19 protein-coding genes and 1 pseudogene are annotated in these 22,447 nt (G+C 72.3%); 16 read left to right on the top strand and 4 right to left on the bottom strand.

Annotated features, from left to right (window positions below; translation table 11 throughout):
- The first annotated feature begins 50 nt into the window (after positions 1-50).
- On the top strand, positions 51-824 hold the full coding sequence (locus ACIRP7_RS21010; protein WP_403661772.1) for a chitosanase: 774 nt from the start codon (positions 51-53) through the stop codon (positions 822-824).
- Positions 825-957: 133 nt separating this feature from the next.
- Complete coding sequence (locus ACIRP7_RS21005) at positions 958-1,389, top strand: hypothetical protein (protein WP_403661458.1); 432 nt, start codon at positions 958-960, stop codon at positions 1,387-1,389.
- 29 nt (positions 1,390-1,418) lie between these two features.
- Here ACIRP7_RS21005 and ACIRP7_RS21000 read toward each other — a convergent pair whose 3' ends face one another.
- Positions 1,419-2,093: a hypothetical protein gene (locus ACIRP7_RS21000; RefSeq protein WP_403661455.1), complete on the bottom strand. Its 675-nt coding sequence runs from the start codon at positions 2,091-2,093 to the stop codon at positions 1,419-1,421.
- A 332-nt stretch (positions 2,094-2,425) separates the two neighbouring features.
- Here ACIRP7_RS21000 and ACIRP7_RS20995 point away from each other — a divergent pair, with 332 nt between their 5' ends.
- The 7 genes from ACIRP7_RS20995 to ACIRP7_RS20965 all read left to right on the top strand — a co-directional run bounded on the left by ACIRP7_RS20995 (position 2,426) and on the right by ACIRP7_RS20965 (position 10,445).
- A complete protein-coding gene (locus ACIRP7_RS20995; RefSeq protein ID WP_403661452.1) occupies positions 2,426-4,135 on the top strand; it encodes a SpoIIE family protein phosphatase in 1,710 nt (569 codons plus the stop codon).
- Positions 4,136-4,224: 89 nt separating this feature from the next.
- On the top strand, positions 4,225-5,346 hold the full coding sequence (locus tag ACIRP7_RS20990) for a DUF475 domain-containing protein (protein WP_403661449.1): 1,122 nt from the start codon (positions 4,225-4,227) through the stop codon (positions 5,344-5,346).
- 68 nt (positions 5,347-5,414) lie between these two features.
- Positions 5,415-6,179 (top strand): DUF4097 family beta strand repeat-containing protein, encoded by a 765-nt coding sequence (locus ACIRP7_RS20985; protein ID WP_403661769.1) that lies wholly within the window; start codon positions 5,415-5,417, stop codon positions 6,177-6,179.
- A 229-nt stretch (positions 6,180-6,408) separates the two neighbouring features.
- Complete coding sequence (locus tag ACIRP7_RS20980) at positions 6,409-6,639, top strand: DUF5133 domain-containing protein (RefSeq protein ID WP_352389757.1); 231 nt, start codon at positions 6,409-6,411, stop codon at positions 6,637-6,639.
- A gap of 119 nt (positions 6,640-6,758) precedes the next feature.
- Positions 6,759-8,417: a catalase gene (locus ACIRP7_RS20975; protein WP_403661446.1), complete on the top strand. Its 1,659-nt coding sequence runs from the start codon at positions 6,759-6,761 to the stop codon at positions 8,415-8,417.
- Positions 8,418-8,497: 80 nt separating this feature from the next.
- Positions 8,498-9,847, top strand: a complete 1,350-nt coding sequence (locus tag ACIRP7_RS20970; protein WP_403661443.1) for a diacylglycerol/lipid kinase family protein — start codon at positions 8,498-8,500, stop codon at positions 9,845-9,847.
- Positions 9,840-10,445, top strand: a complete 606-nt coding sequence (locus ACIRP7_RS20965; RefSeq protein ID WP_403661440.1) for a phosphatase PAP2 family protein — start codon at positions 9,840-9,842, stop codon at positions 10,443-10,445. Before ACIRP7_RS20970 ends, ACIRP7_RS20965 begins: the two co-directional genes overlap by 8 nt.
- Before the next feature lie 22 nt (positions 10,446-10,467).
- Here the strand turns inward: ACIRP7_RS20965 and ACIRP7_RS20960 are convergent, their stop codons facing one another.
- Positions 10,468-11,049 (bottom strand): hypothetical protein, encoded by a 582-nt coding sequence (locus ACIRP7_RS20960; protein ID WP_403661437.1) that lies wholly within the window; start codon positions 11,047-11,049, stop codon positions 10,468-10,470.
- Positions 11,050-11,168: 119 nt separating this feature from the next.
- On the opposite strand from ACIRP7_RS20960, the gene ACIRP7_RS20955 reads away from it, so the two are divergent.
- From ACIRP7_RS20955 to ACIRP7_RS20925, 7 genes are all read left to right on the top strand, one after another.
- Complete coding sequence (locus ACIRP7_RS20955) at positions 11,169-11,462, top strand: hypothetical protein (protein WP_403661434.1); 294 nt, start codon at positions 11,169-11,171, stop codon at positions 11,460-11,462.
- Positions 11,463-11,612: 150 nt separating this feature from the next.
- Positions 11,613-12,590: a Rieske 2Fe-2S domain-containing protein gene (locus ACIRP7_RS20950; RefSeq protein WP_403661431.1), complete on the top strand. Its 978-nt coding sequence runs from the start codon at positions 11,613-11,615 to the stop codon at positions 12,588-12,590.
- Positions 12,574-13,116, top strand: a complete 543-nt coding sequence (locus tag ACIRP7_RS20945) for a DUF1360 domain-containing protein (protein WP_403661428.1) — start codon at positions 12,574-12,576, stop codon at positions 13,114-13,116. The genes ACIRP7_RS20950 and ACIRP7_RS20945 overlap by 17 nt, the downstream gene beginning before the upstream one ends.
- 136 nt (positions 13,117-13,252) lie before the next feature.
- A complete protein-coding gene (locus ACIRP7_RS20940) occupies positions 13,253-14,425 on the top strand; it encodes a glutamate--cysteine ligase (RefSeq protein WP_403661425.1) in 1,173 nt (390 codons plus the stop codon).
- 175 nt (positions 14,426-14,600) lie between these two features.
- On the top strand, positions 14,601-16,385 hold the full coding sequence (locus ACIRP7_RS20935; RefSeq protein WP_403661422.1) for an N-acetylglutaminylglutamine amidotransferase: 1,785 nt from the start codon (positions 14,601-14,603) through the stop codon (positions 16,383-16,385).
- Positions 16,386-16,702: 317 nt separating this feature from the next.
- The gene (locus ACIRP7_RS20930; protein ID WP_403661419.1) at positions 16,703-18,841 is read left to right on the top strand and encodes a S9 family peptidase; all 2,139 of its coding nucleotides are present in this window, start codon (positions 16,703-16,705) and stop codon (positions 18,839-18,841) included.
- 114 nt (positions 18,842-18,955) lie between these two features.
- Positions 18,956-20,419, top strand: coding sequence for an aminotransferase class I/II-fold pyridoxal phosphate-dependent enzyme (locus ACIRP7_RS20925; protein WP_403661416.1), 1,464 nt, complete (start codon positions 18,956-18,958; stop codon positions 20,417-20,419).
- Here ACIRP7_RS20925 and ACIRP7_RS20920 read toward each other — a convergent pair.
- Positions 20,388-22,111: pseudogene (locus tag ACIRP7_RS20920) on the bottom strand (RecQ family ATP-dependent DNA helicase). The gene ACIRP7_RS20925 and the pseudogene ACIRP7_RS20920 sit on opposite strands and share 32 nt — an antisense overlap.
- A gap of 11 nt (positions 22,112-22,122) precedes the next feature.
- Complete coding sequence (locus ACIRP7_RS20915) at positions 22,123-22,431, bottom strand: hypothetical protein (RefSeq protein ID WP_403661413.1); 309 nt, start codon at positions 22,429-22,431, stop codon at positions 22,123-22,125.
- Positions 22,432-22,447 lie beyond the last annotated feature (16 nt).

Here is a 22,447-nt window from a genome sequence, read left to right as displayed (position 1 = left end):
ACACAGTGCCCCCGGCCGCCCAGACGTCCCGCCGTACCGTCCTCGCTCTGATGGGCGCGGCTACCTGTGCGGCCCTGTTGAGCCCCCGCCGTGCCGCCGCAGCCTCGGCGGCCGCACCGGGCCTCGACGACCCCGCGAAGAAGGAGATCGCCATGAAGCTGGTGTCGAGCGCGGAGAACTCCTCGCTCGACTGGAAGGCGCAGTACAAGTACATCGAGGACATAGGTGACGGCCGCGGCTACACCGCCGGCATCATCGGCTTCTGCTCCGGCACCGGAGACATGCTCGACCTCGTCGAGCTGTACGCCGACCGCAAGCCCGGCAACGTCCTCGCCAAGTACCTGCCGGCCCTGCGCCGCGTCGACGGCTCAGACTCCCACGACGGCCTGGACCCGAACTTCCCCGACGACTGGCGCAAGGCCGCCCGGGACACGGTGTTCCAGCAGGCGCAGAACGACGAACGCGACCGCGTCTACTTCAACCCCGCCGTCCGGCAGGGCAAGGCGGACGGGCTGCGCGCGCTCGGCCAGTTCGCCTACTACGACGCCATCGTCATGCACGGCGACGGCGGCGACGCGACCAGCTTCAGCAGCATCCGCCGCCGGGCCCTGCGCCAGGCCAAGCCCCCGGCGCAGGGCGGCAGCGAGACGACGTACCTGGACGCCTTCCTCGACGCACGCGTGTGGGCGATGAAACAGGAGGAGGCGCACAGCGACACCAGCCGGGTCGACACCGCCCAACGCGTCTTCCTGCGCCAGGGCAACCTCGACCTGAACCCGCCCCTGGACTGGAAGGTCTACGGGGACAGCTACCACATCGGCTGACAGGCCGTCGGTGACGGCCTTGGTGCGCCACGGCGCCGGGGCCGTCACCGCTTCGCGCGGGCGCGCCGACAGCGCCACGCGATGAAAACCCTGTCGACGCAGCGTGTTTGCCGTCGAAGCGAGCGGTAACGCGATGTCCATGAGTGAATCGAACGAGCAGACGAATCAAGATTCCGCGACCACCCAGACCGCGGCGAAGGCCCGGCGCAGCACGGCCAAGGCCACTGCCCCGGCGACCAAGGCGGCGAACAAGGCCGCCGAGAAGGCGGATGACGCCGCGTCAGCGGGCCAGGAGGCGACCGAACGGACGGCCAAGACGGTGAGCGGGGCCGCGCAGACCGCGGCCAAGAGCGTCGAGGCCGGCCGCCAGACCGTCATCGCCGCCTCGGGACAGGCCGCGGCCGTCGCCAAGACGGCCTGGACGGTCATCGCCCAGCGGAAGCTCATCGCCGCGGGCGTCGGTGCGGGGCTGACCGCCCTGACCGCCACGTCGTACGCGGTCGGCCGACGCTCCGGACGTCACACGCACGGTCCGATCACCCGCTTGACCGGCGGGCGGATCTGACGGGGGAGGGGCGGGCCCCGAGACATTCCTCACCGTTCTTGACCTAACAGGTCGTTGAGGCGGGCGCCCGCCGCCCACTGCCGCAGAGCGCTGCCGTCGAGCAGACGGATCGTCCGCTCCCTGCGTGCCCACCGGAGGTCGCGGTCGGTGAAGACGCCCCGATGCACGACCAGACGCAGCGGCGACCCCTGGGCCCCGCGGTGCGGGTGAGGATGCGGCGCGTCCTCGTCGGGGAGGGGCTCCGCCACCGGCCGGAAGGCCACGTCGATACGACGGCCGGCCGCGTCCCGCGCGCACAGGCGCGGCCGGTCCGGCGCGGGCACCAGCCGCACCCGCCACCCGTCCCGGCGCAGCATCCGCGCCACCGCCAACGCCAGTTGCTGGGTGTCGAGTTCGCGCAGCTCGTCCGCGGTGTAGTAACCCAGACGACGGCGGGCGTCAGGACGCCCGTGCCGTATCGCGGCCGTGACGACCAGGGCCAGCAGGCCGACCCCGGCCACGGGGACGGCGATCCCGGCGGCGCGGTACCCCGCGGCGAGCACGGCCGCCACCGCGCACACGCCCGCCACGACACCGGCGAAGGCGGGCAGCACATCACGGAGCCCCGGCCCGTAGCGCCCCTCGGCCCGCAGCGCGCGCACGACGTGCCGTTTCCGCGACAGACGTGACGGGACGAGGCCGGACGTCCACGACAGACGTGCCACAGCCCCAGCCCTCCCCGTGCCGCCCGGTCCGCACCCGTCACTTCACTGATACCCAGCCGGTGGCCAAGTGCCGTGGAAGCAGGACGAATTCGGCCACGCACGCCCAGCGCACGGAGGCGTCATGGGGGCGCGTGGGAGGCCGTCATGGCACCCGGTCCGGAGCCCTGTCCGTGGCGGCTTCGCACCGCCGTCCTTGCCACCCGGTTGCGAGTGCTCGCTCACAGGCGAGGCTGGATACATGGGCGCCGGGGCACACGGGAAGGACAGGACGGCCCAGTGAACAGGGCACAGACCGGCACGCGGCAGCGGCCGACCGGCGAGGAGAGGAAGACATGGCAGGGGCGGAGGACACGGGGGCCGAGGGGAGACGACCCTCTACGGGGCCCACCGAGGCGCTGGAGGCCATCGGGACCGCGGCGTACGTCGTGGACGACGAGGGCCACGTCATCGCCGTGAACAGCCATGCCGAAGAGCTGCTGGTCCGCCCCGCCGCAGAGTTCCTCGGCCGTGACGCCCACGACCTCCTGCACCGGGACGCCCACGGTCATCCCTTGCCGCGCAGCCGGTGCGACATGCGACAGGCGTTCCACGCCGGGCGCACCGCCCAGGCCGAGGGGGACTACTTCGAGTGCGGCGACGGCACCCTGTTGCCCGTCTCGTGGCTGATCACGCCGTACGACCTGGACGGCGAGGACGTCGGCACGCTCGTGCTCGTCCACGCCCAGCACCCGCCGGAGACAGGCAGCCGGCCGGAGGCGGAGGTCCAGGCGATGCCGGAGCTGGAACGGCTCGCCCTGCTGGCCGAGACCACCACCCGCCTGACGTCCACACTCGACGTCGAGGAGACCCTGCGGCGGCTGGTGGCCCTGGTGGTGCCCCGGCTGGCGGACTGGGCCGTCGTCGACCTGATCACCGAGCGCGACGAGGTGTGGCGGACCGCGGTCGTCCACGCGGAGGACGACACCCTGGTGCGCCACGAGGACCTTCAGGGACCGATGCCGCCGGTCCCGGAGGAATCACCGATGCCCCTGTCCCGGGCCCTGCGCGGGGTCGCCTCCACCCTGGCAGGGCCGCAGACCTACCAGCGGGAGCCGGACTCCGGGATAGCGGTGGAACAGCGCCGCCTGTTCGAGGCCACCGGAATCCGCTCCGCCGCCATCGCCCCCATCCGCAGCACCCGCGCCGTCCTGGGCGCCCTGACCCTGGGCCGGGCCAAGGACCCGGTGGACTTCACCACCGCCGATCTCCCGCTGATCGAGGACATCGCCCGCCGTGCCGGCCTGGCCCTGGACAACGCGCGCCTCTACCAGCGGCAGCGCAAGGTCGCCGAGACCATGCAGAACCACCTGCTGCCCCAGATGCCACGGGTGCCCGGACTGCAGATGACGGCCCGCTACCTGCCCGCCCCCGACGCCTCACAGGTCGGCGGCGACTGGTACGACGCCTTCACCCTCTCCGACGGCGCCACCGCGCTGGCGGTCGGAGACGTCGTCGGCCACGACCTGGAGGCCGCGGCCGGCATGGCACAACTGCGCAACATGCTCCGCGCCTACGCCTGGGCCCACCAGGAGGCGCCGAGCCGGATCGTCGCCCGGCTCGACGCGGCGGTCATGCACATCACCGACGTCACCATGGCCACCATGATCTTGGCCCGCATCGAGGAGAGGGACGACGGTCACTGGGAACTGACCTGGACCAACGCCGGCCACCCGCCGCCCCTCCTGATCAGCCACGACGGCCTGGCCCGCTACCTCACCGACGGTCACGGCATCCTCCTGGGCACCGGAGTCAACGCACCCCGCACCGACGCGAGCGTTCTGCTGCCGCCCGGCTCCACCCTGCTGCTCTACACCGACGGCCTGATCGAGGCACCCGGCCGGTCCATAGACGAGGGCCTGCAGCATCTGAGCCGGCACGCCGCCGCCCTCGCCCACCGCCCGCTGGCCTCCTTCACCGACCAGGTGCTGCGCCGGGTACGGCACGTCCACAACGACGACGACGTCGCCCTGCTTGCCGTACGAGCACCCACCAGAACGTCATGACCCCTGACCGTGATAGACAACGCCCCTGAACCCACGGGCCGTCCGCGCCCGCCGACCCGGCGACCTCCCGACAACAGGACTTGATGCAAGTGATTCTGAAGACCTTTCGCTGGGCGTTCGCGGTCACCGCGCTCGGCCTGGCCGCAGGAGTGCTCTACGACGGCTGGGCCGCGTTCGGCATCGTGGCGATCCTGGCCGTGCTGGAGATCTCCCTGTCGTTCGACAACGCGGTGGTCAACGCCGGAATCCTGAAGAAGATGAACGCCTTCTGGCAGAAGATCTTCCTCACGGTCGGCGTCCTGATCGCCGTGTTCGGCATGCGGCTGGTCTTCCCGGTCGTGATCGTCGCGGTCACCGCGAAGCTCAATCCGTACGACGCGGTCCAGCTGGCCCTGACCGACAAGAACCGTTACGAGCAGCTGGTCACCGACGCGCACCCGGCGATCGCCGCGTTCGGCGGGATGTTCCTGCTGATGATCTTCCTGGACTTCATCTTCGAGGACCGGGACATCCAGTGGCTGCGCTGGATCGAGCGGCCGCTGGCCAAGCTCGGCAAGGTCGACATGCTGTCGGTCTGCATCGCCCTGGTCGTCCTGCTGATCACCGCCTTCACCTTCGCCACCCACGCCCACCAGCACGGCGGCGCGCACGCCGACAAGGCGCAGACCGTCCTGATCTCCGGTATCGCGGGCCTGATCACCTACATGGTCGTCGGCGGCCTCTCCGGCTACTTCGAGGACAAACTCGAGGACGAGGAGGAACGCGAGAAGGAGGCCGAACGCTCCGGCGGGACCCGTTCGGCGGTCACGCTGGCAGGCCGGGCCGCGTTCTTCATGTTCCTGTACCTGGAGGTCCTGGACGCCTCCTTCTCCTTCGACGGTGTGATCGGCGCGTTCGCCATCACCAACGACATCGTCCTGATGGCGCTGGGCCTGGGCATCGGCGCCATGTACGTCCGTTCCCTGACCGTGTACCTGGTCCGCCAGGGCACCCTCGACGACTACGTCTACCTGGAGCACGGCGCGCACTACGCGATCGGCGCCCTCGCCGTGATCCTCATGGTCACCATCCAGTACCAGATCAACGAGATCATCACCGGACTCGTCGGGGTCGTCCTCATCGGCTGGTCCTTCTGGTCCTCGGTGCGCCGCAACAAGGCGCTCGCGGCGAACGAGGGCGTGAAGGACACGGACTCGGTCCCGGCGCCGTAAGGCCCGAAGGGCGGTCCTCGCGGTCTGCCTCTGCCATGGCCACGACGAACCGGGGCATCCGTCGGGGTATGAAGGCGATGCCGACACGGCGCCTGACGCGCCTGATGGTGGTACTGGCACTGTTGCCCCTGGCCGGGGCGTGCAGCGACGATCACGACCGGGCGTCCGGTGGCCCGCCGGCGGCGGGGGCGCTCCGCGTCGCGGACTCCGGCGAACAGGTGGTCATCGCCACCGACAACGGCCTGCGGCTGCGTCCGGCCGACGGCCGCGACGTAACCGTCGACGACCGCGTAGACGGGCACTGGTCCCATCACGGGAAGGTGTGGACGCTCGACCTGTCGTGTGCCGACCGAAGCACGGGCGACGGGGACTGTCCCCGGATGCCGTACGTCGAGATCCCCGACGGCATCAGTGTCACGGCCACCGCCCGCAACGCCGGCGTCGACGTGGCGGGCGTCGCCGCCGCTTTGGACATCGCGACCGTCAACGGCGATGTGACGGTGACCCGTTCCGGACGCGACGGCGCCGACGTACGGCTGTCCACCCGCAACGGCTCCGTGCGCGCGACGAGCGTGGCTGCGCGGCGGGTGCACGCGGCGACCACGAACGGCGACGTCGTCCTCGGATGTACGGCCGTCCCCTCCGGTGTCAGCGCCGCGACCGTCAACGGCTCGGTCGACGTCACCGTGCCCCACGACAGCCCGCCCTACCGGGTCACCGCGTCCACCGACAACGGCCGCGCCACCGTGGCCGTCCCGGTACGCGAGGCCGACCGGGACCACACCATGACGCTGACCTCGGTCAACGGCGACGTCGGCGCCCGCCGGGACTGACCGCTGCCCGGCCCCACAGCGACTGGAACGCTGAGGATGTCATCGGTGGTTTGAGCTTCATTCGCCCGGGCAGACGCGGGTTCAGGTGCTTGGGATCACAGGCCCACCGCGGAAGCGGCCGAACGCGGCTCTCCTTGGTGCGTGCCGCCGAGGCCTCTCCCGCGACAGTCCGAGTGATACGGCGGACGCGACCGCCCTCACTCCCACTGCGCAGACGGAGGAGCGAATCATGCTCATGGCCCACCCCGCCCTTCTCACCGACCTGCTCGAGCGCTACGAGGCGCTGCATGTCCTGCACGCCGAGGAAGGCAGCGCCGGAGCGCGTCAGCGGCTCGAGGACGTGTCCTACACCTTGTGCATCGCCACGGGCACCCGCGACATCGAATCCGCCCTGGCAGCGGCCCGCCGCCAGTTGTCCGGGACCCGCCCCAAGGACGACTCGCTGGTGGCGGGCGCCTGACGTGAGTGACACGAGCCGACCGGGTACTCGGGTGATCCGCCGAACACCGGCCGGAGGCTGCCCGCTGCGCCAGGGGCCGCCACCTGCCGAGAACCCGAGAACCTGAGGAGCCCCCGATCATGACGGACGTGTCCGGTACCGGTCCCGCTCCCGCGGACGACCGCAAGGAGCTCACCAACCGCCAGGGCCACCCGGTCCACGACAACCAGAACCAGCGCACCGTCGGCGCCCGCGGGCCCGCCACGCTGGAGAACTACCAGTTCCTGGAGAAGATCAGCCACTTCGACCGGGAACGCATCCCCGAGCGGGTCGTACACGCCCGCGGCGTCACCGCGTACGGCTACTTCGAGTCCTACGGTGCCTGGGGAGACGAGCCGATCAGCCGGTACACCCGGGCCAAACTGTTCCAGGAGCGCGGCAAGCGCACCGACCTGGCCGTCCGCTTCTCCACCGTCATCGGCGGGCGCGATTCCTCCGAGGCCGCCCGTGATCCCCGCGGCTTCGCCGTGAAGTTCTACACCGAGGACGGCAACTGGGACCTGGTGGGCAACAACCTGGGCGTCTTCTTCATCCGGGACGCGATCAAGTTCCCGGACGTCATCCACGCCCTCAAACCCGATCCGGTCACCTTCGAGCAGCAGCCGCGCCGCATCTTCGACTTCATGTCCCAGACACCCGAGTCGATGCACATGCTGGTCAACCTGTTCAGCCCGCGCGGCATCCCCGCGGACTACCGCCACATGCAGGGCTTCGGCGTCAACACCTACAAGTGGGTCAACGCCGACGGCGAGACCAAGCTGGTCAAGTACCACTGGATGCCCAAGCAGGGCGTCCGCTCGATGACCGAGGAGGACGCCGCCAATGTGCAGGCCGACTCGCTCGGCCACGCCACCAAGGACCTGTACGAGGCGGTCGCCCGCGGGGAGTACCCCGAGTGGGAGCTGCTGGTCCAGATGATGGACGACCACGACCACCCCGAGCTGGACTTCGATCCGCTGGACGACACCAAGACCTGGCCCGAGCAGGACTTCCCGCCGAAGCCGGTGGGCCGGATGGTGCTGGACCGGATGCCGGAGAACTTCTTCGCCGAGAACGAGCAGATCTCCTTCGGCACCGGCGTCCTCGTCGACGGACTGGACTTCTCCGACGACAAGATGCTGGTGGGCCGGACCTTCTCCTACAGCGACACGCAGCGCTACCGGGTGGGCCCGAACTACCTCCAGCTCCCCGTCAACCAGGCCAAGAACGCCGAGGTGCGCACCAACCAGCGCGACGGTCAGATGACGTACCACGTGGACGGCGGGGGCGAGAACCCGATCGTCAACTACGAGCCGTCGATCACCGGTGGCCTGCGCGAGGCGCAGTACCCGACGCACGACGAACAGGGCCCGGAGATCCACGGCCGGCTCACCCGCAAGCGCATCCCCCGCACCAACGACTACCTGCAGGCGGGCCAGCGATACCTCCTCCTGGAGGAGTGGGAGCGCGACGACCTGGTGAAGAACTTCACCGACCTGCTCGCCCAGTGCGACCGGCCCGTGCAGGAACGCATGGTGTGGCACTTCCTGCTGGTCGAGAACGACCTCGGTCTGAGGGTCGGTGACGGGCTCGGCATCAGCCCCGAGGACGTGGCCGGTCTCGAGCCGCTGGCGAGCCAGGACCTCACCGACGAGGACCGCAAACGGCTGTCGAACCTCGGCAAGAACCCGCCGCGGGACGTCGAGGGCCTGACCATGACCCACTGTGTGCCCGACGAGCGGCACGTGGTGACCCGCTGATCCACCCGGACCAGGGCGGCGCCGGCGGCGAGGGCACATGAGATCGTTGGGCCACCGATCCCTGAGAGGCGACCCCAACGATGAACGAGGTGGAGCCGGAGGGCTCCGGCACCGCGGCGCGGACGCTGGCCCGGCTGGCCCTGCTCTGCCTGGCGGGCGTGGTCGCGGCGGTGGTGGCCGCGGGCCAGTGGCTGCTCCTGCTGCTGGGCTTCGTGGGCCTGTGCCTGGCCGCCGCCGGCATCTGGTGGGCACTGGCCCACCGGGGCCTGGCGCGTCTGTGCGGCGCCCTGCTGGCGGTGGCCGCGCCCGTCGCCGTCCTGGTCCTGTACGCGGTGTCCGGCCTGTGGCCGTTCGCGGCCTCGGCGCTGGGCCTGTGGGTGGCGGCACTGGCCTGCGCCAGAAGCGCGCTGCGCCGACTGCGCGCACCCCGCGCCACGCACTCGCGTCCGGTCCGGCCCCCTCGCAGGCCGGTCCTGATCATGAACCCGCTGTCGGGCGGCGGCAAGGTCGGCGAGCACGCACTGGTGGAGCGCGCCGAGGCCCTGGGCGCCCGGGTGATCCTGCTCGACGTGGACGACAGCCCCGATCCGGCGGCGCTGGCCCGCCAGGCCCTCGCCGAGGGCGCGGACCTGCTCGGCGTGGCGGGCGGGGACGGTACGCAGGCCCTGGTGGCGGGGGTGGCCGCGGAACACGACGTGCCGTTCATGGTCCTCGCCGCCGGGACCCGCAATCACTTCGCGATGGATCTGGGCCTGGACCGCGACGATCCGGCGAGTGGTCTCCAAGCCCTCTCGCACGGTGTGGAGATCCGTGTCGACCTGGGCGACGTGGCGGGCCGGCCCTTCGTGAACACGGTCTCGTTCGGGACGTACGCGGAGATCGTGCAGAGGCCCGAATACCGCGACGCCAAGGCGTCCACCACGCTCGACCTGCTGCCGGACCTGCTGGTCGGTGAGGCCGGCGCCCAGCTGACCGCCACGGCGGACGGCCGACGGCTCGAAGCCCCGCACGCGCTGCTGGTGAGCAACAACCCCTACGCGCAGGCCGGCCCGATGGGCGTCGGACGGAGATCCCACCTGGACGGTGGCCGGCTCGGTGTGATCAGTCTGCGGATCGAGGGCGCGGCACAGGCCGCCGAACTGGCGCTGCGGGGCGAACGCGCCAGCGGGATCACCTCCTCGACCTCGCGCCGGGTCGTCGTCGAGGCCGACGCGGAGACCATCCCGGTGGCCGTGGACGGCGAAGCGCTGCTGCTGCCCCCGCCGGTCGTGTGCGCCGTACGACCCAAGGCCCTGCGGGTGCGGGTACCGAGAGACCGTCCCGGCGCGCCGTACACTGCCCCGTCGGTCGACTGGCGCCGGGTCGTGCGCCTCGCCTTCGACCGGACTCCCTTCCCGGCCGTCAAGAACCAGGAGCAGAGCGATGCTTGACCGACCGCAGCGCGAACAGCACACCGCCCGAGAGCTGTTGCGGGATCTCGCCGCCCTCGACCAGGCGCTGTACGAGGCCGTCACGGTCACCCGGACTCCCGCTCTGGACCACGCCCTGCGGCGACTGTCGGCCGCGGCGGACCACTCCAAGATCTCCTTCACGATCGCCGGACTGCTCGCCCTGTGCCCCGGCCGGCCACGGCGCGCCGCCGCCCTCGGAGTCGCGGCCATCGGTGTCGCCTCGGCGAGCGCGAACATGCTCGGCAAGCGCCTGGTGCGCCGGCCCCGTCCGCACCGGGCGGAGAACTCGCCGTTCCCGGGGCGGCATGTGCCGATGCCCGAGTCCGCGTCCTTCCCCTCCGGGCACACGGCGTCCGCGGTCGCGTTCGCGGCGGCGGTCGGACCCGCGCTTCCCGTCGCCACGGTGCCGCTGGGCCTCCTGGCCTGCGCGGTGGGCTACTCACGGATCCACACCGGCGTGCACTACCCGGGCGACGTCGTCGCCGGTGCCGTGCTGGGCACCGGGGCGGCGGCCGCGGTCCTCGCGGCCGCCGGATGGCGCGGCGGCGGTCTCCGTCCTGCCCGGCGGACCGGCTGAACGACCCTCACAGGGGCGTCCGTCAGTCCGACGCCCCGGAGCCGCTCTCGGGCTGCGCGGCGGGGTCGCCGGCGTCGGGCGAGGTGTAGAAGACCGAGGTCCCCTGCTTGGTGCGCTGGGCCTGGTTCCTTGCCACGAGTCCTTCGAGTGTGGTGCGCACGACGGTGGCCTTGATCGTGCGCTCGGGGTGCTGCCTGCCGAGCGCATTCGAGATCTCGGCCGCCGAGCGGGGCTCCTTCTGTTCGGCCAGATGCTCTCGGACGAGGTCCACCAGGGTGGGCCCCGACCGGGTGGGCGAAACCTTGGCGGCCGCCTTCTTCGCGCTCTGCTTCCCGGCCGGTGCGGCGGAGGCCTTCTTGCGCGGAGCGGGCACCGCACCGCGTGGCGGAGCGGCGGGCGTGGCGGACGCCGGCGGAGTGCCCAGCACCTGCTGGATGTTCCGCAGGACGGTGTGGTCGTGCTGCAGTGCGGCCAACTGACCCTGGAGCGCCGCGATTTCCCCGCTGAGGCGCTCCTGTTCCTTGAGATTGCGTTCGAGGTCGTCGGTCACCTGGGTGCTGTACTGCGAGGTCAACTCGGTGGTGGTGGGAGCGGATTCGGACATGGGCTGGCACCTCTTCCTATGTCGTAGCGATACTACGCAGGACACACCTGTCCTGTTCTGTACTTGTGCCGCACCCGCTGCGCGGTCTGGAGGGCGTCGATCGGGGTACACGGGTCGGCATGACACCGACTGACGACCCGACAGCGGCCAGGGCAGCACGGCAACTGCGCCGCATACAGGCCTTCTACGCGGCCGGCGTCGTCCTGTGGACGGCGTCGTCGGCCTGGACGATGTGGGATTCTCCCGGCAGCCGGCTCATGTGGACCTCCCTGCTGCTCCTGGCCGTTTTCACGGGCCTGCTGGCCATGACCTCCCGGTGGCTGGGGCACCTGCGGCCCACCGGCTCGGCCCGGCCTTCCCACCACGCCGCGTTTTCCGGAAGGGCCGGGCGCCACGCGGTACCCAAGCCCTGATTCCCTCGCAGTCCGTGCGGCTCCAGCTCGGCGCGGTCATCAACAAGGGGCTCACCGTACGCGGCGCCCAGCAGCACGGCCGGCGCTACATGGGCGGCTGAGCTCCTCGTCGGTCGTTTGCCGCACGTGCAGGGGGAGACCCGGCTGCCCATGAGCGTGCGACGACGTCATCCACGTACACGACAGAACCGGGTCCTGCGGCTGCTCGACCGTCTGGAGCGGGAACCGCGGCAGGACCCGCTGATCGACACACTCGGGGCGCGGATACGGTCCCTGCCGCTGGGGCGCGGCCGGGACGTGCTGCACGGCACGTGGCTCGGGCATCCCGTCCATCCGCTGCTGGTGCAGGTGCCGATCGGCAGCTGGCTGTCCGCCGCGATCCTGGACCTGCGCAAGGGCCGCCCCCGTGAGGCGGGCCTGCTGGTGGGCGTCGGCCTGGCCGCGGCCGTCCCCGCCGCGCTGACGGGGGCCGTGGACTGGGCGGAACTGCGCCGCCCGCAGATGCGCGTCGGGCTGGTGCACGCCGTGTCCAACACGGCGGCCGCCGGCCTGTACACGGCCTCCCTCGCCTGCCGCCTCACCGGCCGTGGGCGCGCGGGCCGGACCCTCGGCTTCCTGGGACTCGCGGCAGTGGGCACCGGCGGCATGCTGGGCGGCCACCTGGCCTACCGGCAGGCCGCCGGCGCCAACCATGCCGAGGCCGTGCCCCATGTCGTCGGCGACCGCTGGCACCGGATCGGCGCGGTGGGCGACTTCCCGCCCGGCCGACCCGTGCGGCGCAGCGTGGACGACGTGCCGGTCCTGGTGGTGCGTGAGACCGGCGGGGCGATCCACGCGCTGGCCGACCGGTGCAGCCATCTGGCGGGGCCGCTGTCCGAAGGGACGGTGTCCGACGGCTGCGTGCGGTGCCCCTGGCACGGCAGTGTCTTCCGGCTCTCGGACGGCCTGAATGTCCAGGGCCCGGCCATCGCCCCTCAGCCGGCCTTCGACACGCGGGTCACCGAGGGACAGGTCGAGGTGCGACTGCGCCACCACGAAGAGAAAAACGAAGAGCACGAAGAGAAAGACGCGGACGGTGGAGAACCGGACCGTCACCTGAGCGAGGCAAGCCATGAGCACATCAACTGACGGCCGCATCGGACGACGGGCGCAGGCGTTCCTGCGGCGTACCGGCCGCCACTACGCGGGCACGCACGACCGGCCCCTGCGCGGCTATCTCGCCGCCATGGCGGCGTTCGGCACGTACACGGCCGGCTGGGCCACGGCCGTCCGGCTTCGCGGGCGCCCTTTGCCCGACCGGCCGGAACCCTGGGACGTGCTCCTGACCTCGGTGGCCACGTTCCGGCTCAGCCGGCTGATCAGCAAGGCGTCGGTGACCAGCCCACTGCGCGCCCCGTTCACGACGTACGTCGGTCCGCAGGGCCCCGCCGAACTGCACGAGGAGGCGCAGCCCGAGACCGGCAAGGACACCGTGGGCGAACTGCTGACCTGCCCCTTCTGCATGAGCGTCTGGGTGGCGTCGACCCTGACCGCCGGACAGCTCCTGTGGCCCCGCGCGACACGTACCGCTATGGGCGCCCTGACCGCGCTGGCCGGCGCGGACGCCCTGCAGCTGGCGTACGGCGCACTGGTCGGCAAAACCACCGACGGCTGACCGGGAAACCCGCTCATCTGTGGGCCAACTTCTTCAAACGCGCATAACCGTGCTTATCCGTCGATCTTCTGGGCACTTGGGGGTCACCCTGCGACAGGCGGGACCATCGGCACCACCTCGAGGAGCGACTGTGGCCATGCGCATCGGAGTAGAGGAGGAGTTCCACATCCTGGCAGTGGAGAGCGGACTGCTCGTGCCGCGTGCCGACGCGGTTCTGCGTCGGCTTTCCCGGGACACCTTCACCACGGAGCTGCACCAGTCCACCGTGGAGTCGAACAGCGGGGTGCACGCCTCGCTGACCGACCTGTACACCGACCTCGCCAGAACCAGACGGCGGCTCGACGCGGCCGCCTCCTCGCTGGGGCTGGCGGTCGTGGCCGCGGGCACGGCACCCCTCGCGCCCGCCGGCTCCGGGCACCCCACGGCCGGCGCGCGCTATCGCCACATGGTCGAGGAGTACCGGCAGGTCGCCGACGAGCAGCTCATCTGCGGCGCCCAGGTCCATGTGGACATACCCGACCGCGACACAGCCGTAGGGGTGATGTGCGCGGTCTCTCCCTGGCTGCCCGTGCTGCTGGCGCTGTCCGCCAGCTCACCGTTCTGGCAGGGAGCCGACACCGGCTACGCCAGCTGGCGCACGCTGTTGTGGCAGCGCTGGCCGACCGCGGGCCCGGTCGGCTGCTTCCGCAGCGCGGCCGACTACGACGCCGCGGTGGGCGACCTCGTCCGGGCCGGGGTCATCAGCGACCCGGGGATGATCTACTACGACGTTCGCCCCTCCGCACATCTGCGGACGCTGGAACTCCGTATCTGCGACGCCTGCCCGCGGGTGGAGACCGTCGTGCTCGTCGCCGGTCTGTTCCGTGCCCTGGTGGCCCAGGCCATCGAGCTGCGCGCGGCCGGTGCGGCGGAGTGCGACGGCCGTCACGAATGGCTGCGCGGCGCGTCCTGGCGGGCCGCCCGCTCCGGCCTGGAGGGTGTCCTGGTGGATCCGAGGACCCACCGGGAGGCGCCCGCCGCCGATGTCGTACGCGCACTGCTGGCCCGCTTGCGTCCCGCCCTGGAGGCCCACGGCGACTGGCAGACCGTCAGGGATCTGGCCGAGGCGGCCCTGGCCGACGGCAGTGCCGCCGAGCGCATGCGCCGCACGGCGCGCGAGGAGGATCTGCTGTCCTGCACCGACCTGCTGATCGCGGAGACCCGCGGCGAGCGGCGCCACCGCAGGCCGGCCCACGTCAGCCGCAGGAGCGTCGCAGGTTCCGTCGCGGGCGCGGCGGGCTCCGGTGCACCGGAGGTCCTGGGCAGCTGATCCGGTCCCGCGCGGGGCGCGCCCGGCTGCCCCGTCGGGCCGTCCCATATCCGACAACCCCGAGGAGAGATTTCGTCATGTCCAGCAATTCCGCCCGGGTCGCGACCGGCAGGCGCGACCCGGGGATCCCGTCCCGGCTCGTGGCCGACGGTTCCTGGGAAGGGGGCGGCGCGTCATGTGCGGTCTGAGCGGCGAGATCCGTTTCGACGGCAGGCGACCCGACCTCGCGGCCGTCGAGCGTATGACCGACCGGCTCGCCGCCCGCGGACCGGACGGCCAGGGCATCTGGACACGGGGCGCGGTGGCGCTGGGGCACCGACGACTGAAGATCATCGACCTGTCCGACGCCGGCGCCCAGCCGATGACCGACGCCGACGGCGAGATCACCGGCGTCTTCAACGGCTGCGTCTACAACTACCAGGAGCTGCGCGAAGAGCTCGGGCGCCTGGGGCACCGCTTCAAGTCCACCTCCGACACGGAGGTCGTGCTCCACGCCTACCGTGAGTGGGGAACCGCCTGCGTGGAGCACTTCCACGGCATGTTCGCCTTCGCGCTCGTCGAGCACCGCACCGGCCGTGTCGTGCTGGGCCGCGACCGGCTGGGCATCAAGCCGCTGTACCTGGCGCCGACGCCGGACCGGCTGCGGTTCGCCTCCTCCCTGCCCGCCCTCCTGGCCGCCGGCGACGTGGACACCACCATCGATCCGGTGGCCGTCCACCAGTACCTGAGCTGGCACGCCACGGTCGCCCCGCCGCGCACGGTCCTCAACGGCGTACACAAACTGCCGCCTGCCACTGTGCGGGTCGTCGAGCCGGACGGCAGCCACCGCGACCACCGCTACTGGCAGCCGTCCTACACACGGCGGGACGAGTACGCGGACATGGCGCCCGACGAGTGGCGTGACGCGGTGCTGGAGGCGCTGCGCACGGCCGTACGCCGCAGGATGGTCTCCGACGTGCCGGTGGGCGTGCTGCTCTCCGGCGGCCTGGACTCCAGCCTGATCGTCGCTCTGCTCGCCGACGAGGGGCAGCGCGACCTGAAGACGTTCAGTGTGGGCTTCGAGGCGGAGGGCGGGGAGGAGGGCGACGAGTTCCGCTACTCGGACCTGGTCGCCCGCGAGTTCGGCACGGACCACCGCCGGATGATGGTGCCCTCGGGCCGCGTCTCGACCGCCCTGGACGACGCCGTCGCAGCGATGAGCGAGCCGATGATCAGCCACGACGTGGTCGCCTTCCACCTGCTGTCCGAGCAGGTCTCCAAGGAGGTGAAGGTCGTACAGAGCGGGCAGGGCGCCGACGAGGTGTTCGCCGGGTACCACTGGTATCCGGAACTGGCCGCGGTCGCCCGCGAGGAGGAGCCGCAGAGGTACGCCGAGACGTACTTCGACCGCCCGCACGCCGACCTCGCGGGGGTCCTCCAGCCGCACATGCTGCCCGAGGACGACGTGTCGGGCCGCTTCGTCAGGGACCACATGGCCCGTCCCGGAGCGCAGACCGCCCTGGACGCGGCGCTGCGACTGGACACGCACGTCATGCTGGTCGACGACCCGGTGAAGCGGGTCGACAACATGACCATGGCCTGGGGACTGGAGGCCCGCGTGCCCTTCCTCGACCACGAGCTGGTGGAGCTCGCCGCGGCCTGTCCGCCGGAGCTCAAACTCGCCGACGGCGGCAAGGGCGTACTGAAGGAAGCGGGCCGCAAGCTCCTGCCGCGGGAGATCGTCGACCGGCCCAAGGGGTACTTCCCGGTCCCGGCCATCCGGCACATGGCGGGTCCCGTCCTGGACCGCGTCCGCGAGGCGCTCGCGGCACCCGAGGCGAAGAAGCGGGGGATCTTCCAGGAGTCGTACGTGGCGGAGCTCCTGGCGGCGCCCGACGAGCACCGGACCAAACGGGGCGCCAACGCCCTGTGGCAGGTGGCGCTGCTGGAGATTTGGCTGCAGACACACGACATCTCGTGACCGGCGAGCACACCGCCCGGCCCCCGCACACGGCGCCGCCCGCCCCGGCGCAGGGCCCTCGCGGTGCGACGCCCGGATCGGCGCCGGGGTCTGCCCATGGTGCGGCGCCCGGGTGGGTGGAGGGGCCTGCCGGTGCCGTGATGCCGGCATCGGCGGAGGGCCCGCGCGCCGCGGCGCCTGCGTCGGCGCAGGAATCCGCAGCGCCGCAGGGGTCTGCCCGTGGTGCGGCGCCCGGATCGGTAGAAGGGCCTGCCGGTGCAGCGACGCCTGCGTCGGCGCAGGAATCCGCAGCGCCGCAGGGGTCTGCCGGTGCCGCGATGCCCGCCCCGGCACGGGGGTCCGCCCGCCCCGCAGACCCCGCACCGGCACAGGGGTCCGCCCGCCCCGCAGGCCGAGCACCGGTGCGCGGGCCCGCCCGCGTCGCCGCGCCCCCACCGGTGCAGGAGCCCGCCCGTGCGGCGGCCCCGGCTCCGATGCCGCTGCCCGAGGCGGAAGGGCCACGGGACGCCGTGACCCGGCTGCACGCGCACGGCTGCTGGTATCCCTCAGCCCATCCCGACGGCACCCAGGTGGCCTTCATCTGCGACCGGGGCGGCGTCCCCCAGCTGTGGGCCGGGCCCGTGGACGGGGAGGGCGTCCGGCTGCTCGACTCCTCCCCGGACCCCGTGAAGGAGGTGTCCTGGTCACCCGACGGCCGCTGGATCGCGTACACCACCGCACCGGGCGGCGGAGAGCACTCACGCGTGCTGTGCGTGCGTCCCGACGGCACCGGTCGTCGCCTGCTGGCCGGTGCCGACCCGGACAGCTCCGCCTACCTCGGCTGCTGGGCCCACGACGGCTCGGCCGTCGCCGTCACCCTCGCCGCACCGGCCGACACCCCCACCCGGGCGGACGCCGCCCCGGCCCACTGGACGGCGCGGGACGGCCGGGCGACCCTCCTGGGCACCACCGCTTACGCCGTGGGGCAGGGAGGGACACCGGCGACCCGGCCTGGCGCGGGCCTGTCCGCCTACCTCGTCGATCCGGACGCTCTGGCCTCTCCCGTGCTGCTCGCCACGGAACCGGACGCCCCCACCCTCCGGGTGTGCGACCTCAGCCACGACGGCAGGCTGGCGCTGCTGCGCCGGGGGCCGCGCGGGCGGCGGGAGGCGTTCGTCCGGCGCCTCTACGACGGGGCGACCACCTTCACCCTGCCGGTCGCCGACGGTGACCAGTGGATCGGCCGGTTCTCGCCCGACGGGCGGACGCTGTGGCTGCGCAGCGACGCCGACCGGGAGTACGCGGCCCTGTTCGCCGTCGCTCTCGACGCCGACGGCACACCGCTCGGCAGAACCGTCGTCGCCGAGCGCGAGGACTGCGACCTCGAACTGCTGGCGATGGCGCACGACGGCAGGACGGCCGTACTCGCGTGGAACGTGCGGGGCGCCTGCGAACTCGACGTCGTCGAGACCACCCCCGGGTACGGGGCCGCGGACACCGCCGGACCGGCGCGGCCGGTGCCGCTGCCCCACGAGGTCGTCACGCGGATCGCGCCGGCCGGTGCCGGGCGCCTGCTGCTGGCGCTGTCCGGTTCACAACGCCGCCCCGGCGTGTGGTGGGCCCACGAAGGCGTGTCCCTGCTGCGCACCCCGTGGTCCTCCCGGGACGAGGACGCCGTCCCACCCGGCCGCCCGCCCGTACGCCCCGTCCTCTCCCGCCTCACCGCCCGGGACGGCCTGCCCCTCAGCGGCTGGTACTACCGCGCTCCCGGACGCGCCCCGAACGAGCCCGCGCCCTGCGTGATCCACCTGCACGGCGGCCCCGAGGACCAGGAACGCCCGGTGTTCGACCCGCTCTACCACGAGCTGCTCGGGCGCGGACTGGACGTCTTCGCCCCCGATGTCCGCGGCTCCGGCGGACACGGCAGGTCCTTCGTCGACGCTGACCTGGGCACCGGCCGCTTCGCCGCACTCGACGACGTCGCGGACTGCGCGGCCCACGCGGTCACGGCGGGCCCCGCGGACCCCACGCGGCTGGCGGTGATGGGACGCTCATACGGCGGCTACCTGACCTTCGCCTCCCTGGTGTGGCACCCGGACCTGTTCCGCACCGGGGTCGCCGTCTGCGGCATGTCCGACCTCCTGACCTTCTTCGCCGGCACCGAGCCCTGGATCGCGGAATCGGCCGCTCACAAGTACGGCCACCCCGAACGCGACCGCGAGCTGCTGCACGCCCTGTCCCCGATGAGCCGTATCGACGCGCTGCGGGCGCCCCTGCTCGCCGTCCACGGCGAGCACGACACCAACGTGCCGCCGGGGGAGTCGGAACAGTTCGTGCGGGCCGCGCGGGAACACGGTGTGGCCGCCGAACTCCTCGTCCTGCGGGACGAGGGGCACGACTTCCTGCGCGCGGACAACCGGCGCCTGTTCCGCCGGGCCGCCGCGGACTGGATGGAACGGCACCTGCACCCCTCCTGACCCCCGGACGGCGGCTCCGGGCGTTTCGGACGGCGTCAGCGGTCAACACGGTGTTCAGACCGGTAGGCATACGACGTCGACACCGGACCGGGCGGGACGGACTTGGGAGGAACGATGGATCACTCGCGGGTGCCGGTACTGGAGGCGCTGGAGGAGTTCCGGCGTCGCGGAGACACGGTCTTCGGCCCGCCCGGCCACAGGCAGGGCCGCGGTGTGGACCCGCGAGTTGCCGAGATCGTCGGGCTCGACGTGTTCCGCTCGGACGTCCTGTCCCTCAACGGCCTGGACGACCGCCGCCAGTCCCAGGGCGTGCTCAGCCAGGCGCAGGAACTGATGGCGGACGCGGTCGGCGCCGAGCAGGCGTTCTTCTCCACGTGCGGCAGCTCCCTGTCCGTCAAGACGGCGATGCTGGCCGTGGCGGGCCCCGGGGAGAAGCTGCTGATCTCGCGCAACGCGCACAAGTCCGTGATCTCGGCCGTCGTCGTCAACGGCGTCGAACCGATCTGGGTCCACCCCAAGTTCGACCGCGAGCGGCACATCGCCCACCCGCCGGAGCCCGACGACGTACGCCGCCGCCTCCAGGAGCACCCGGACGCCAAGGGCATGCTGCTGATCACCCCCACCGATTGGGGGACCTGCGCCGACATCCGGGGCGTGGCGCGCGTGTGCCACGAGTTCGACGTACCCCTCATCGTCGACGAGGCCTGGGGCGCCCACCTGCCCTTCCACCCCGACCTGCCGGCCTGGGGCATGGACGCCGAGGCGGACCTGGTGGTCACCAGCGTCCACAAGATGGGCGGGGCGATCGAGCAGAGCTCCGTCTTCCACCTCCAGTACGACCGGGTCTCGCCGGAAGCACTCAAGCAGCGGGAGGACCTGCTCGGTACCACGAGCGCCTCGTCCCTGGTGTACCTGACCCTCGACGGCTGGCGCCGCCAGATGGTCGAGCAGGGCCACGACCTCCTGGACGCCGCGCTGCACCGCGCGGAGCGGATCCGGCTGGCGGCCGGGGACCTGCCGGGACTGCGGCCCATGGGGCAGGAGATCGTGGAGGAAGGGCTCGCCGCCGACTTCGACCCCCTGAAGATCGTGATCGACGTACGCGAGCTCGGGATCAGCGGCATGCAGGCCGCCGAATGGCTGCGGGCCGAGCGGCACGTGGATGTGGGCGGTTCCGACACCTGCCGGCTCAGCGCGTCGATCACGCACGCCGATGACGACGAGACGGAGAAGGTGCTGCTGGACGCCCTGCGCGCCCTCACCGAGGGCGCCGAGTCCATCGAACGCAGGCCGCCGGTACGCCTGCCCGAGCCCTCGGCCCTGGAGCTGGAGCAGGCCATGCTGCCGCGCGATGCCTTCTTCGCCGCGGTCGACCATGTCCCCGCCGAGCGTGCCGCCGGGCGTATCTCCGCGGAGATGATCAGCCCGTACCCGCCGGGCGTGCCGGCGGTCGCTCCCGGTGAGGTCATCACCGACGAGGTCCTCGACTACCTGCGCAGCGGCGTCGAGCACGGCGTCCTGATCCCGGACGCCGCCGACCCCTCGGTCAAGACGCTGCGGGTGGTGGCACGGCACTGAGCGGGTCTGCTGTGAGGAGGCCCTTGCCGGCGATCGCCGCCAGGGACAGCGTGCGGTAGCCCATGGACTCGAACAGCACGGTGATCCGGTCGCCCTCCTCGCTCATCACCGTTCCGTCGCCCCATTCCGAGTGCCGCACGCGCGTGCCCGCCGGATAGGAGTCGGCAGGCGCCTGCGCGTCGGAGTCGTCGCTCGTGTCGCCCACCCCCTCGACGACGCTGTCCTCGGACGGGGCGGGCGCGACGGGCGCACACATGTCGCACGCCCCGCACGGCGCCTCGTAGGGCTCCCCGAAGTAACCGAGCAGGAAGCGGCGCCGGCAGCCGGTCGTCTCGGCGTACCCCAGCATCATGGCCAGCCTCGACTCCTCCAGCCTCCTGCGTGACCGGGCCTCCTCCGCCGCACGCGCGGCCGCCTCCTCGGCCGTCGTCCCGGCAACGGCACGCACCCGCCCGTCGTCCTCGGTGCGCACGGCCCCCCCTGCTCCAGCCGATTGACGGCCGCCGTCACCCGTCTGCGCGAAAGCCCCGTCTCCTTCCCGATGCCGTCCGGCTCGGCGGGAGCGTCGCGCTCGTGGACGTACTCAGCGACCGCGCCGAGGGTGTCCTCGTCCGGCGTGCGGGTGGCGAAGAGGCGCTGCAGGCCGCTGTCCTGCGGCCGGTAGTGCAGGACGGCGAGCGCGGGCCCGCCGTCGCGGCCCGCACGGCCGATCTCCTGGTAGTAGGCGTCCAGGGAGCCGGGTACGGAGGCGTGCAGCACGAACCGTACGTCCTCCTTGTCGATGCCCATGCCGAAGGCGGAGGTGGCGACCACGACGTCGGTCTCGCCGGCCAGGAAGGCATCGTGGACCCGGGAGCGCTCACCGGCTGTCAGCCCGGCGTGGTAGGCGTCGGCCGACAGACCCAGCGCGGCGAGGTCGGCGGCGTAGGCCTCGGCGTCCCGGCGGGTGGCGGTGTAGACGAGGCCCGGCTTGGGCTCCGCCGCGGCACGCTCCACGACCACCCGGCGCTTGTCCGTGTCGTCGAGGAAGCGGCGCACCTCCAACGCGATGTTCGGCCGGTCGAAACCGGCGACGACCAGTTCCGGATCTTCCATGCCGAGCCGCTCCACGATCTCCTCGCGCACCGGCGGAGCGGCCGTGGCGGTCAGGGCGAGGACCGGCGGCCTGCCCATCCGCTGGGCCGCCTGGGCCAGGCGGAGGTAGTCGGGACGGAAGTCGTGGCCCCAGGCGGCGACGCACTGGGCCTCGTCGACGACGAACAGCGAGGGCGCGGCCTCGGCCAGGCGCTCGACCACCTCGTCCTTGGCGAGCTGCTCGGGGGAGAGGAACAGGAACTCGGCGTCGCCCTGCCGCACCGCGTCCCAGGCGGCCTCCGCCTCTCCGGCCGCCTGGGCGGAGTTGACCGCGACGGCCTCCGGGGCGTCGGCGTGGCTGAGCAGGCCGGCGATCTGGTCCCGCTGGAGGGCGATCAGCGGAGAAACCACCACCGTGGGCCCGGGAAGCAACAGCCCGGGCACCTGGTAGACCGCCGACTTCCCGGCGCCGGTGGGCATCACGGCCAGGGTGTCCCGGCCCCGCATGACCGCTTCCATCGCGGTCAGCTGCCCCGGCCGCAACTCGCTCCAGCCGAACACGTCGTCGGCGGCCCGCGCCAACCGCTCCGGGACGCCGGGACTTCTCGTGGCGGTCATGCCGGCTCCCTTCACGGCCTGGGGTCGGTGCGGTGCCACTGCGGCCGTGCGTCGCCGCCGCGACGTCCCGCCACGGAGGCACAGCGCGGACACAGGCGCCGCACCCGGTCGGCCGCGCCCCCGGACTCCGGGAAGGTGTCGGACCAGGCGACGTGCGGGAACCGGATCAGCTGGGAGCGGCTGAGGGAGAGCCCGCAGACCGTCTGGTTCGTGCCCGGCTGCCCTGCGTGGACTTCTCCGGACGGCAGTCGTCGGCGGCCCTCCTCCTCGTCCGTCCACTGGCCGGACGAGGCGGCGGCGTACTGCTTGACACGTGGCATGGCGGCTCCCCGATCG

Origin of the sequence: Streptomyces sp. NPDC102270 (assembly GCF_044766405.1) — a bacterium.
In the GTDB taxonomy this organism is placed as follows: domain Bacteria; phylum Actinomycetota; class Actinomycetes; order Streptomycetales; family Streptomycetaceae; genus Streptomyces.
Note: the sequence above shows the minus strand (reverse complement) of the source record. Positions and strands in the feature narration are given on the sequence as shown.